At 74.1% G+C, this 12,710-nt stretch carries 8 protein-coding genes and 1 riboswitch; of the genes, 2 read left to right on the top strand and 6 right to left on the bottom strand.

Annotated features, from left to right (window positions below; translation table 11 throughout):
* Window positions 1-9 precede the first annotated feature (9 nt).
* Window positions 10-1,125 carry a cobalt-precorrin-5B (C(1))-methyltransferase gene (locus G3I41_RS09170; RefSeq protein WP_164399710.1) on the bottom strand — a complete coding sequence of 372 codons (1,116 nt, stop codon included), beginning with the start codon at window positions 1,123-1,125 and terminating at the stop codon, window positions 10-12.
* A gap of 11 nt (window positions 1,126-1,136) precedes the next feature.
* Here G3I41_RS09170 and G3I41_RS09165 point away from each other — a divergent pair, with 11 nt between their 5' ends.
* Window positions 1,137-1,886 (top strand): cobalt-precorrin-6A reductase, encoded by a 750-nt coding sequence (locus G3I41_RS09165; protein ID WP_164399709.1) that lies wholly within the window; start codon window positions 1,137-1,139, stop codon window positions 1,884-1,886.
* Here G3I41_RS09165 and cobJ read toward each other — a convergent pair.
* The 3 genes from cobJ to cobG all read right to left on the bottom strand — a co-directional run bounded on the left by cobJ (window position 1,871) and on the right by cobG (window position 5,434).
* Complete coding sequence (gene cobJ, locus G3I41_RS09160; protein WP_239081550.1) at window positions 1,871-3,313, bottom strand: precorrin-3B C(17)-methyltransferase; 1,443 nt, start codon at window positions 3,311-3,313, stop codon at window positions 1,871-1,873. The two genes, G3I41_RS09165 and cobJ, sit on opposite strands and share 16 nt — an antisense overlap.
* Before the next feature lie 110 nt (window positions 3,314-3,423).
* A complete protein-coding gene (locus tag G3I41_RS09155; RefSeq protein ID WP_164399707.1) occupies window positions 3,424-4,050 on the bottom strand; it encodes a precorrin-8X methylmutase in 627 nt (208 codons plus the stop codon).
* Between the two features lie 70 nt (window positions 4,051-4,120).
* Entirely contained in the window at window positions 4,121-5,434 is a 1,314-nt protein-coding gene (gene cobG / locus G3I41_RS09150; RefSeq protein WP_239081535.1) for a precorrin-3B synthase, read from the bottom strand.
* A gap of 140 nt (window positions 5,435-5,574) precedes the next feature.
* Window positions 5,575-5,651: riboswitch (cobalamin riboswitch) on the top strand.
* 84 nt (window positions 5,652-5,735) lie between these two features.
* On the opposite strand from cobG, the gene cobN reads away from it, so the two are divergent.
* On the top strand, window positions 5,736-9,395 hold the full coding sequence (gene cobN / locus G3I41_RS09145) for a cobaltochelatase subunit CobN (protein WP_164399731.1): 3,660 nt from the start codon (window positions 5,736-5,738) through the stop codon (window positions 9,393-9,395).
* A 4-nt stretch (window positions 9,396-9,399) separates the two neighbouring features.
* Here cobN and G3I41_RS09140 read toward each other — a convergent pair whose 3' ends face one another.
* A complete protein-coding gene (locus tag G3I41_RS09140; protein WP_164399705.1) occupies window positions 9,400-10,095 on the bottom strand; it encodes a L,D-transpeptidase in 696 nt (231 codons plus the stop codon).
* A gap of 100 nt (window positions 10,096-10,195) precedes the next feature.
* A complete protein-coding gene (locus tag G3I41_RS09135; RefSeq protein ID WP_164399704.1) occupies window positions 10,196-12,691 on the bottom strand; it encodes a choice-of-anchor A family protein in 2,496 nt (831 codons plus the stop codon).
* Window positions 12,692-12,710 lie beyond the last annotated feature (19 nt).

Here is a 12,710-nt window from a genome sequence, read left to right as displayed (position 1 = left end):
CGGGGCGGGTCAGCGGACGGGGCTGCGCCCCACCACGTTCCCCGCCCGGTCGACGCAGATCACGTCCACCGCCACCGGCGCGCCCCGCAGCACCGACAGTGCCTCGTCCCGCGCGGCCACGGCCACCAGATCGCCCAGCGGCACCCCGCGCGCCTGGCACAGCTGGAGCGCGGCGAGACCGGTGTTGGCGACGGCGATCCCGGCGGCCAGGGACTCGTCGGCGCCGCCGCGCCGGGCGAGCTCCGCCAGGTACGCCTTGTCGACCTGGGAGCGGCCCGAATGGAGGTCCAGATGCCCGGCGGCGAGCTTCGACAGCTTGGCGAACCCGCCGCAGACGGTCAGCCGGTCCACCGGATGGCGGCGCACGTACTTGAGCACCGCGCCCGCGAAGTCGCCCATGTCCAGCAGCGCGATCTCCGGCAGCCCGTACTCGGCGACCACCGTCTTCTCCGAGGTCGAGCCCGTGCACCCGGCCACATGGGTGTGCCCGGCCGCGCGCGCCACGTCCACGCCCCGGCGGATCGAGTCGATCCACGCCGAGCAGGAGTACGGCACCACGACCCCGGTCGTGCCCAGGATCGACAGGCCGCCCAGGATGCCCAGGCGCGGGTTCCAGGTGGAGCGGGCGATCTCCTCGCCGTGGTCCACGCCGATCGTCACCTCGACGTCCCCGGGCCCGCCGTGCGCCGCCGCGACCTCCGCGACGTGCTCCCGGATCATCTGGCGCGGCACCGGGTTCACGGCCGGTTCGCCGACGTCCAGCGGCAGCCCCGGCAGCGTCACCGTGCCCACGCCGGGCCCGGCCCGGAACACCACGCCCGAGCCCGGCGGCAGCGCCCGCACGGTCACCCGCACCAGGGCGCCGTGCGTCACGTCGGGGTCGTCGCCCGCGTCCTTCACCACGCCCGCCGTCGCCCGCCCGTCGCCCAGCTCCTCCACGGCCAGCGCGAACGCCGGGGTCTCGCCCTTGGGCAGCGTGATCGTCACCGGGTCCGGGAAGTCCCCGCTCAGCAGCGCCGTGTACGCGGCCGTCGCGGCGGCGGTGGCGCAGGCACCGGTCGTCCAGCCGGGCCGCAGACCGGTGTGCTTGAGTTGGGCGCCGCGCCCGCCTTTCGCCTCACTCATGGATGGTCCCCGTGCACGTACTGATTCTGGGCGGGACGACGGAGGCCCGCCGCCTCGCCGAACTCCTGGTGGCCGGGCTGCCCGCCGGAAGCAGGGTCACCAGCTCGCTCGCGGGCCGGGTCGCCCGGCCGAAGCTGCCGCCCGGCGAGGTCCGGGTCGGCGGCTTCGGCGGAGCCGAGGGGCTCGCGGAGTGGCTCCGCTCGCACCGGGTGCACGCGCTCATCGACGCCACCCATCCTTTCGCCGGGACGATCACCTTCAACGCGGCCACCGCGGCCGCCGCCGCCCATGTTCCCCTGCTCATGCTGCGCCGGCCCGGCTGGGTGCCCGGTGCCGGTGACGACTGGCACCCGGTCGGCTCCCTGGCCGAAGCGGCCGGGGCGCTGCCCGCGCTGGGGCGGCGGGTGTTCCTCACCACGGGCCGCATGGGGCTCGCCGCCTTCGCGGGCCTGGACGGCCTGTGGTTCCTGATGCGGTCCGTGGACGCCCCGGAACCGCCGTACCCGGCCCGGATGGAGACCCTGCTCGACCGGGGCCCCTTCACCCTGGAAGGCGAGCGCGAGCTGATCCGCCGCCACCGCGTCGACGTCCTCGTCACCAAGGACAGCGGCGGCGCCGCGACCGCCCCCAAACTCACCGCCGCCCGCGAGGCCGGCATCCCCGTGGTCGTCGTCCGCCGGCCACCGGTCCCCGAGGGGGGCGCGGTGGCCGGCAGCCCGGAAGAGGCCCTGGCCTGGCTGACGGATCAGCCCTCCGGGTAGCGGCGCGGCGTCCACACGATCTGCGTGCCGTCGCCCCGTCGCCCCCACCGGGTCTGCGACGACCCGACGATGAGGAGCGTGCGCATGTCCACCTCGTCCGGATCGAGGTCCCCGAGGCGCACCGTACGTACGCTCTCGGCCGGCCCGCCGACGTCCCGGCCGAGGACCACCGGGGTGTCCGGCGAGCGGTGTTCGAGGAGCAGGTCCCGTGCCTTGCCGACCTGCCACGTCCGGCTCCGCGAACCGGGGTTGTACAGCGCGAGCACCAGGTCCGCCGAGGCGGCGGCGGACAGCCGGCGGGCGATGACCTCCCACGGCTTGAGCCGGTCCGACAGCGAGACCGTCGCGTAGTCGTGGCCCAGCGGCGCACCCGCCCGGGCCGCCGCCGCGTTCGCCGCCGTCACCCCGGGCAGCACCCGCACCGGCACGTCCGCGTACTCCTCCTGCGACGCGACTTCGAGGACCGCCGTCGCCATGGCGAAGACTCCCGGGTCGCCGCCGGACACCACGGCGACCCGCCGCCCGCGCCGGGCCAGGTCGAGCGCGAACTCCGCCCGTTCCGACTCCACCTTGTTGTCCGAGCCGTGCCGTACCTGCCCCGGCCGGACCGGCACCCGGTCCAGGTACGTCGTGTAGCCGACCAGGTCGTCGGCGGCGGCCAGCGCCCCGCGCGTCTCGGGCGTCAGCCACAGCGGACCGGCCGGACCGGTGCCGACGACCGCCACCTCACCGTCGCCCGGGGCGCGCTCCGGGCGGGCGTCGATCCGGCTCGGCAGTACGGCGACCGCGAAGTACGGAACCGAGGCGGCGTCGGTGTCCGCCAGGTCGCCCAGCCGCTCCCCGGCCATGGTGGCGCGCTCCACATAGCGTGCCTCGGGCAGCCGGCCCGACGCCTCGAACGCCCGGCGCACGGCGGGGAAGGTCCGGCCCAGCTTCATCACCACCGCGGCGTCGGTCGCGGCAAGCCGGGCGGTCAGCTCCTCCTCGGGCAGGGTGCCGGGCAGGATCGTCAGGACCTCCTCGCCCTCCGCGAGCGGGGTGCCGAGCCGCGCGGCGGCGGCGCTGACCGAGGTCACCCCGGGGATCACCTCGGTGGGGTAGCGGTCGGCCAGCCGCTTGTGCATGTGCATGTACGAGCCGTAGAACATCGGGTCGCCCTCGGCGAGCACGGCGACCGTGCGGCCCGCGTCCAGGTGCACGGCGAGCCGGGCCGCCGCCTCGGTGTAGAAGTCCTCCATCGCGCCCCGGTAGCCGCCCGGGTGGTCCGTGGTCTCCGTCGTGACGGGGTAGACCAGGGCCTCCTCGATGTGGTCGGCGCGCAGGTGCTCCGCCGCGATGGACCGGGCGATGGACCGCCCGTGCCGGGCGCTGTGGTAGGCCACGACGTCCGCCTCGGCGATGACCTCCGCCGCGCGCAGGGTCATCAGGGCGGGGTCGCCGGGACCGAGCCCGACGCCGTAGAGCCGTCCCGCCCGCCGCTCGTCCGGCTGTCCCGCCCGCTGCTCGTCCGGCCGTCCCGTCTGCTGCTCGCTCACGGTCACTCTTCCTCGCTGGCGATGGCGTTGAGCGCGGCGGCCGCGATGGCGCTGCCGCCGCGCCGGCCGCGCACGATGAGGTGGTCGAGCCCCGACGGGTGGGCGGCCAGGGTGTCCTTGGACTCGGCGGCGCCGACGAACCCCACCGGGACACCGATGACGGCGGCGGGGCGCGGGGCCCCCTCCTCGATCATCTCGAGCAGCCGGAACAGGGCGGTCGGCGCGTTCCCGACGGCCACGACCGCCCCGTCGAGCCGGTCCCGCCACAGTTCGAGGGCGGCCGCCGAGCGGGTCGTGCCCAGCTCCTTCGCCAGCCCGGGCACCGCCGGGTCGGACAGGGTGCACACCACCTCGTTGTCCGCGGGCAGCCGCTTGCGGGTGACCCCGCTGGCGACCATGGCCACATCGCACAGGATGGGCGCCCCGGCACGCAGCGCCGCGCGGGCGCGGGCGACCGCGTCGGGCGTGTAGCCGAGGTCGCGTACGAGGTCGACCATCCCGCAGGCGTGGATCATCCGGACCGCGACCTGGCTCACGTCCGCGGGCAGCCCGGCGAGGTCCGCCTCCGCCCGGATGGTGGCGAAGGACTGGCGATAGATGGCCGGTCCGTCCTTCTCGTACTCGTACACAGTGGTGTCGCTCTCTTCTCAGGGCGGGGGGTCGGACAGGAAAGTGTGGGGAGGCAGGCGGATACGGCGATCAGGTGTGAGGAGCACGGGCCGCCGTCACGGCGTCCGCCAGCGCGCCGGGGTCGTCGGCGACGCGCACCGGGGCCTCGCGCTCGCCGTCCCGTACGACGGACACCCGGTAGCCGCCGTCCGGTCCTGCGAGGACGTCGACCCAGGTACCGCGCGGGTGCCCGCACCGCCGCTCGCACCCGGACCAGTGGACGGGCAGGGCGTGGTCGGGCGACCCGGCGTGCAGGGCTGACGCCGCGTCACCCCGTACATCGGCCAGGGACTTCGCGCACCCCGGCCGCCCGATGCACGCGTTCACGCCGGACCACGGCGAGCCGGGCCCGGTGACGAGACCCGTAGCCTCCAACGCGTCGAGCGCCCCGGACACCCGCTCCCGCCGGACTCCGGGCACGACGACTCCGCGCCACGGGGTGAGCCGCAGTTCGCCGGCGCCGTGGTCCCGGGCGAGGTCCGTCAGCGCCCGCCACCGCACCGCGTCCGCCCGCCCGAGGGGCAGCCCGACCGACAGCGCGTCCACGGCCCCGGGCCCCGCCACCACACCGGGTGCCGGGGGAGCCCCGGCCGGTACCGGTACGGTCCTGAGGGCGACGAGCAGCCCCGCCGCACCCAGCCTCCGTACCACCTCGGCGAACAACGGACCGGCACCCCCGGAGAGGTCGGCGACCCGCCACGCACCGGAACCGGCCGCCGCGGACAGGAACACCGTCGCCGCCAGCAACGCGGCGCGCGGCGCCTCGTCACCCGGAATCCGGGCCACCGACTCCAGCGCCCCGATGCGCAGCTCCGCGTCCCCGTCCGCCCGTGCCCGCAGCGTCACATCGGCGCCCAGCGCGTCCACATCGCCGCGCCCGTCGTCCAGCGCGAACAGGAACCGGCCCGACAGGCCGACCGCCTCCTCGCTCGCGCACACCAGCGCGTCCAGCGCGGACAGCCACGGGCGGACATCCCGCTCGCCGCGACCGTCGAGCCCGGACAGCGGAGAGGCCACCACGTTGCGGACCCGCTCATGCCGCCCGGAGGGCAAAAGACCCATTTCGTACATCCGGGAGGCCAGTGCACCCCCGCACTCCGCGTCCAGGCCGCGCAGCTGCACATTGCCGCGCGAAGTGAGATGCAGCTCACCATCGCCCAGCTCCGCGGCCAACTCCCGCAGCGCGTCCGCCTGGTCCGCGCCGAGCACGCCACCGGGCACCCGGACCCGTGCCAACGCCCCGTCGTCCGCCCGGTGCAGGCGCAGCGCACCGGGGCAGGCGTCGCCGCGGGACCGGAAACGGGCGTCGTCGGGCTGGGCGAAATGGGGGGCTGGGGGAGGCATGGCGGCGAGCATACCGACCATCTCATCCGATCCGTATGACCCGTCGGGCGCCCCGGCCCGTACTATGCCTGCGGGGCCCGTCTTCGCGGACGGACCCCGGCGGACCTCCGGGTCCGTCGTCGCCACAGACGGCGACAGGGGAGGAAGCCCGGTGCGATTCCGGCGCGGTCCCGCCACTGTGAGCCCGGCCCCACCAGGCCGGGCGAGTCAGGAACTCCCTTCCCCGCACGTTCGGCAGGTCCGAGCAGGGGAACTCGACACCGCCCGGGGCGTGGACACCCCGAGGAAGGCCAGACGCCGCATGATCCTGCTCCTGTCGACGTCCGACACCGACCTGCTCAGCGCCCGCGCCTCCGACGGACCGGTCCGCTACCGGTACGCGAACCCCTCCCGCCTCCCGCTCCAGGACCTGCCCGCCCTCCTGGACGGCACCGACCTCGTCGTCGTACGCCTCCTCGGCGGCATCCGCGCCTGGCAGGACGGCCTCGACCAGCTCCTCGCCACCGGCCGCCCCGTCGTCGTCCTCACCGGCGAACAGGCCCCCGACGCCCAGCTGATGGCCGCCTCAACCGTCCCCATCGGGATCGCCGCCGAGGCGCACGCCTACCTCGCGCACGGCGGCCCGACCAACCTGGACCAGCTGGCCCGCTTCCTCTCCGACACCGTCCTGCTCACCGGCCACGGCTTCGAACCCCCCGCCGCCGCGCCCTCCTGGGGCCCGCTGGAACGCACACCCCGCGAGACCCCGGACGGCGCCCCCACGGTCGCGGTGCTCTACTACCGCGCCCACCACATGAGCGGCAACACCGCGTTCATCGAGACCCTGTGCCGGGCCGTCGAGGCCCAGGGCGCCCGCGCCCTCCCGCTGTACGTCGCCTCGCTGCGCACCCCCGAACCCGCACTCATCGAGACCCTGCGCGACGCCGACGCGATCGTCACCACGGTCCTCGCGGCCGGCGGCACCCGGCCCGCCGAGGCGTCGGCCGGCGGCGACGACGAATCCTGGGACGCGGGCGCGCTCACCGCGCTCGACGTGCCGATCCTCCAAGCCCTCTGCCTCACCGGCTCCCGCACCGACTGGGAGGGCAACGACGAGGGCGTGTCCCCGCTCGACGCCGCCAGCCAGATCGCCGTGCCCGAGTTCGACGGCCGCCTGATCACCGTCCCGTTCTCCTTCAAGGAGATCGACGAGGACGGCCTGCCCGCCTACGTCGCCGACGACGAACGCGCCGCCCGCGTGGCCGGCATCGCCGTACGGCACGCCCGGCTGCGCCACATCTCGAACGCCGAGAAGCGCGTCGCGCTCGTGCTGTCCGCGTACCCGACCAAGCACTCCCGTATCGGCAACGCCGTCGGGCTCGACACCCCGGCCAGCGCGGTCGCCCTGCTGCGACGACTGCGCGAGGAGGGCTACGACTTCGGTACGGAGGAAGTCCCCGGCCTCGCCTCCGGCGACGGCGACGAGCTGATCCACGCCCTCATCGAGGCGGGCGGCCACGACCAGGCATGGCTCACCGAGGAACAGCTCGCCCGCAACCCGGTCCGCATCCCCGCCGCCGACTACCGCCGCTGGTACGCCACCCTTCCCGCCGAACTCCGTGAGGCGGTCGAGGAGCACTGGGGCCCGCCGCCCGGCGAGATGTTCGTGGACCGCTCCCGCAATCCGGAGGGCGACATCGTGCTCGCCGCCCTGCGCCGGGGCAACCTGCTCATCCTCATCCAGCCGCCGCGCGGCTTCGGCGAGAACCCGATCGCGATCTACCACGACCCGGACCTGCCGCCCTCGCACCACTACCTGGCCGCCTACCGATGGATCGCCGCCCGCGCCGACGACAACGGATTCGGCGCCGACGCGATGATCCACCTCGGCAAGCACGGCAACCTGGAATGGCTGCCCGGCAAGAACGCGGGCCTGTCCGCCTCCTGCGGCCCCGACGCGGCCCTCGGCGACCTCCCGCTGATCTACCCGTTCCTCGTCAACGACCCGGGCGAGGGCACCCAGGCCAAGCGCCGGGCGCACGCCACGCTCGTGGACCACCTGGTGCCGCCGATGGCCCGGGCCGACAGCTACGGGGACATCGCCCGCCTCGAACAACTCCTGGACGAGCACGCCCAGATCGCCGCCATGGACCCGGCCAAGCTGCCGGCCGTCCGCGCCCAGATCTGGACCCTGATCCAGGCCGCGAAGCTCGACCACGACCTGGGCGTCGAGGACCGCCCGGAGGACGAGGGCTTCGACGACTTCATCATGCATCTGGACGGCTGGCTCTGCGAGATCAAGGACGTCCAGATCCGCGACGGCCTCCACGTCCTGGGCGCCGCGCCGACCGGGGCCGCCCGCGTCAACCTGATCCTGGCCATCCTCCGCGCCCGCCAGATCTGGGGCGGCACGACGTCCCTGCCGGGCCTGCGCGAGGCGCTGGGCCTGGACGAGTCTGCGGCGACGCGCACGGACGCGGACGCGGTGGAGGAGCAGGCCCGCGCCCTGGTCCAGGCGATGGAGGACGCGAACTGGGAGCGGTCGGCCGCGCGCGGGGTCGCAGCGACCGCACCCGGCCCGTCGGCAGGGGGCTCCGCCCCGGACCCCGCCGCTCAATCGCCGCAGGGGCTTGATTCCGTCGCCGCCATCCTCGACTTCGCCGCCGAAGAGGTCGCCCCCCGCCTGGCCAGGACCACCGACGAACTGGACCACTGCGTCCACGCCCTCAACGGCGGATTCGTGCCCGCAGGGCCGTCCGGCTCACCCCTCCGGGGACTCGTCAACGTCCTCCCCACCGGCCGGAACTTCTACTCCGTGGACCCGAAGGCCGTCCCCTCCCGCCTCGCCTGGGAGACCGGCCAGGCCCTCGCCGACTCGCTCCTCACCCGCTACCGCGCGGACAACGGCGACTGGCCGGTGTCCGTCGGCCTCTCGCTCTGGGGCACGAGCGCCATGCGGACCGCGGGCGACGACGTCGCGGAGGCGTTCGCCCTCCTCGGCGTGCGCCCGGTCTGGGACGAGGCCTCGCGCCGCGTCACCGGCCTGGAGGCGATCCCGGCCGAGGAGCTGGGCCGCCCCAGGATCGACGTCACCCTCCGCATCAGCGGCTTCTTCCGCGACGCGTTCCCGCACACCATCGGCCTCCTGGACGACGCCGTGCGGCTGGCCGCCTCGCTGGACGAGCCCGCCGAGCTCAACCACGTACGGGCGCACGCCCAGGCCGACCTGGCCGAGCACGGGGACGAGCGCCGGGCCACCACCCGTATCTTCGGCTCGCGCCCCGGCACGTACGGCGCCGGGCTGCTCCAGCTCATCGACTCCCGCGACTGGCGCACCGACGCCGACCTCGCCGAGGTCTACACGACGTGGGGCGGCTACGCCTACGGCCGCGACCTGGACGGCTGCCCGGCCCGGGAGGAGATGGAGACCGCGTACAAGCGCATCGCGGTCGCGGCGAAGAACACCGACACCCGCGAGCACGACATCGCGGACTCCGACGACTACTTCCAGTACCACGGGGGAATGGTCGCCACGGTCCGCGCGCTGCGGGGCACCGCCCCGGAGGCGTACATCGGGGACTCGACCCGCCCCGAGACGGTCCGCACGCGCACGCTGACCGAGGAGACCTCCCGGGTCTTCCGCGCCCGGGTCGTCAACCCCAAGTGGATCGAGGCGATGCGCCGCCACGGCTACAAGGGAGCCTTCGAGCTGGCCGCGACCGTCGACTACCTCTTCGGTTACGACGCCACGACGGGCGTGGTCGCGGACTGGATGTACGACAAGCTGACCGAGACCTACGTCCTGGACCCGGCCAACCGCGCCTTCCTCGAACAGGCCAACCCCTGGGCCCTGCACGGCATCGCGGAACGTCTCCTGGAAGCGGAGTCGCGCGGGATGTGGGCCAAGCCCGACCCGGCGGTGCTCGAAGCGCTGCGCCAGGTGTTCCTGGAGACGGAAGGAAACCTGGAGGGCGAGGAGTAGGTCCTCAGCCGGCGGTCCCGGGCTTCACACCCCAGACGTACACGACGTCGTCGAGCGCGAGCAGATCCCACAGTTTCGCCGCGTCGTCCACGGTGAGGTTGACGCAGCCCGCCGACCCGCCGCCGTCGTACAGGTCGCCCGGGTGCCCGTGCAGCGCCTGACCGCCGTCGAAGAACTGCGAGTACGGCATGGGGGCGTCGTCGTAGAGGTCGGAGACGTGGTCGCGGTCGCGCCAGTAGATGGTGTGCCGGCCGGGCCGCGTCTCCTCCGCGTCGCGGCCGGTGCGGATGGGCACGGGCCCGAAGACGACCTTCTTCCCCTTCTGCACCCACAGCAGTTGGCGGTCCATGTCGACGCAGGCCACCCGGCCGCTCTCGACGGGGCAGTTCCCGGCGGCGTTCGGATTCGGCGTGGCTTCGACCACGAGCATCGCGCGGTACGTGCCGAGGTCGGCGAGCCCGTCCGGGTGCGGGCGGCCCTGCTCGGTCTGGAACGACCGGATCGCCCGGCAGTCCGCGTCGGACTGACGGCCGTCCACGGGCAGTCCGAGGTGCTGCTCCAGCTGCCGCTGGTACGGCCCGGCCGGCGCGGTGCACGCGGCGTCGCGGCCGGGCGACGCGGCCGAGGGGGCCACGGTGCAGAGCAGCGCCATGGCCGTCGTGGCGACGGCGGCACCGATGAGGCGGTGGGGACGGGACACGGCCGGACCTCCTGCGGGATCAACGGGAACGGTGTAGTGCCGAGCCAAGCAGCGAAAACGCCCGGCCGCCCACGAGTGGGCGGCCGGGCGGGTGACCGTGTCAGCCGCGAGCGGCCTTGTGCGTGTCGTCCTTGCAGTCCTTGCCCTTGCACGGCTCACCGCGGTCGTTGGCCAGCTCCACGGTGACGCCCTCGGAGCTGTTCTCCGCGGTCACCTCGAACGGCCCCGAGACGGGGTTCGCCGGCAGGACGTAGCCCTCGGGGACGGCGATCTCGCGGAGGTAGTACTCACCGAGCGGCAGGTCGTCGAACGTGCACTGCCCCTCCTCGTCGGTGGAGCAGCCGGCGTCCGCCAGGGTGTCGGGGTTCGCCCCGCCCGTCTGGAGCCCCGGCACGTCGTTGCTCTCGCGCCACAGCTCGAAGACGGCCCCGGGCAGCGGCTCGCCGTTCTTCGCGTCCGTCTTGTCCAGCGTCAGCGAACCGGTCACCGGCGGTACGGGCGTCCGGCTGTTGACGGCCTCGACCTCGACGCCGTCCTCGGCGTTGTCCTCGGTGAGGGTGAGGGGTCCGAAGACGTTGGGGTCGGGGAGGTCGTAGCCGTCGGGGGCTTCGGTCTCGCGCCAGTAGTAGGTGCCGGGGATCGTGGTCGCGGTGCAGACGCCGTTGGCGGGGGTGGTGCAGTCCGAGACGTGGGTGTCGGGGTCGGCGCCGTTGGTCTGGAGACCCGGGGTGTCGTTGGTCTCGCGCCACAGCTCGAAGTCGGCCCCGGCCAGCGGGGCGCCGGTGTCACCGTCGATCTTGTGGACGCTCACCTCCCCGGTCACGGGCGGTACGGGCGTCCGGCTGTTGACGGCCTCGACCTCGACGCCGTCCTCGGCGTTGTCTCCAGTGAGGGTGAGGGGTCCGAAGACGTTGGGGTCGGGGAGGTCGTAGCCGTCGGGGGCTTCGGTCTCGCGCCAGTAGTAGGTGCCGGGGATCGTGGTCGCGGTGCAGACGCCGTTGGCGGGGGTGGTGCAGTCCGAGACGTGGGTGTCGGGGTCGGCGCCGTTGGTCTGGAGACCCGGGGTGTCGTTGGTCTCGCGCCACAGCTCGAAGTCGGCCCCGGCCAGCGGGGCGCCGGTGTCACCGTCGATCTTGTGGACGCTCACCTCCCCGGTCACCGGCGGTACGGGCGTCCGGCTGTTGACGGCTTCGGTCTGGACGCCCTGGTCCGCGTTGTCCTCGGTGAGGACCAGCGGCCCGAAGACGTTGGGGTCGGGCAGTTCGTAGCCGTCCGGGGCCGCGGTCTCGCGCCAGTAGTACGTGCCCAGGGTGGTGGTGTCGGTGCAGAGGCCGTCCGCCGGGGTGGTGCAGTCCGAGACGTGGGTGTCGGGGTCGGCACCGTCGGTCTGGAGGCCGGGCACGTCGTTGGTCTCGCGCCAGAGCTCGAAGTCGGCCCCGGCCAGCGGGTCACCGGTCTCGGCGTCGGTCTTCAGCACGCCCACCGCGCCCGTCACCGGCTGCGGACCACCGCAGTCCGGGAGGTCGCCGTTGAACGGGTAGGCGTGGAACTCCACCCCGGCGCTCTCGCTGGTGTGGGTGAGCGAACCGGTGGTGAAGAACCTGCCGTTCATGCCGGGCAGGCTCACGGTGCTCATGGACGCCTGCTCGCCCACCAGCACGCTGCCCTGGAACTGCCCGGACCCCTCGAAGGACGCCGTGGTGGCGTCCGGCAGGTTCCACAGCAGCCGCTCGCGGTACTGGCCCAGCGTGTCGCTGCCGCTGGTGGTGTTGATGACGCGGTTCTCCCCGATCACGTTGACCAGGATCGTCGCGTCAGCGGGGATGCCCTCGAACTCGATGGACTGGCTTCCGTTGGGGGAGTTCGGGTTGACCAGGTCGAAGTCGACGTTGAACACCTGGAGGCCGGACGTCCCGTCGCCGGTGAACAGCGTCCGGTAGCCCTCGTTGACCGCGGTTCCGGTGGGCGTCCGGGTCTCGCCGTCCGGCCGTGCGTAGCACTGGCTGGCCGCCGTGAGCTCGTCGCGCAGACCCACGTACGGGGCCGTCGCGTCGTCGTCCTGGATGGTCCTCCCGGTGACGGTCCCGGTCAGCTCGCCCGCGTAGCGCACGGTGCCCAGCTCGTCGACGAGACCGCCCGTCGTGTCCAGGGTCTGTCCGGCGGCGATGGTCACGTCCCCGCCGGCGGCCAGGAAGTCCGAGTCGACGGGAGGCGCGACGCGCGACCCCACCCCGACGATCCCGAGGTTGTACAGCCCGCCCGCTTCCGCGTCCTTGTCCTGGTCGAAGTCGTCGAGCACGACGACCCGGCCCTCGGCCTCCGCCGCACGCCCCCGGACGAGGAAGTCGTCGCCCACGAAGATGTTGATCGCGTCGTCCCGGCCCGCGATGTCCCCGTTGTTGACCGGCGGGAACGGGTCCGGGCAGTCGCCCGGCACACACGGCCCGAGACCCCCGGGCAGCGTGGCGGCGGCGGCCGGCGTCGCGCCCAGGCCGAAGGTGAAGGCGGGGACGACGGCCGCCAGGACGGCACAGGCCGCACCCGTGGTGCGAGCGCGCGAACGCAGCGCGGCTAGGCGCTGGGGCATGGGTTTCATGGCGGCATCCTGGGCGGCC

It is taken from the genome of Streptomyces sp. SID9727 (assembly GCF_010550605.1).
GTDB lineage: Bacteria > Actinomycetota > Actinomycetes > Streptomycetales > Streptomycetaceae > Streptomyces.
This window is presented reverse-complemented; position numbering and strand designations above follow the sequence as displayed.

Bases quoted from the DNA above. Each gene is read 5' to 3' on its own strand.
- G3I41_RS09170 (WP_164399710.1), bottom strand. From the start codon at position 1,125: ATGAGTGAGGCGAAAGGCGGGCGCGGCGCCCAACTCAAGCACACCGGT.
- cobG (WP_239081535.1), bottom strand. From the start codon at position 5,434: ATGCCTCCCCCAGCCCCCCATTTCGCCCAGCCCGACGACGCCCGTTTC.
- cobN (WP_164399731.1), top strand. From the start codon at position 5,736: ATGATCCTGCTCCTGTCGACGTCCGACACCGACCTGCTCAGCGCCCGC.
- G3I41_RS09135 (WP_164399704.1), bottom strand. From the start codon at position 12,691: ATGAAACCCATGCCCCAGCGCCTAGCCGCGCTGCGTTCGCGCGCTCGC.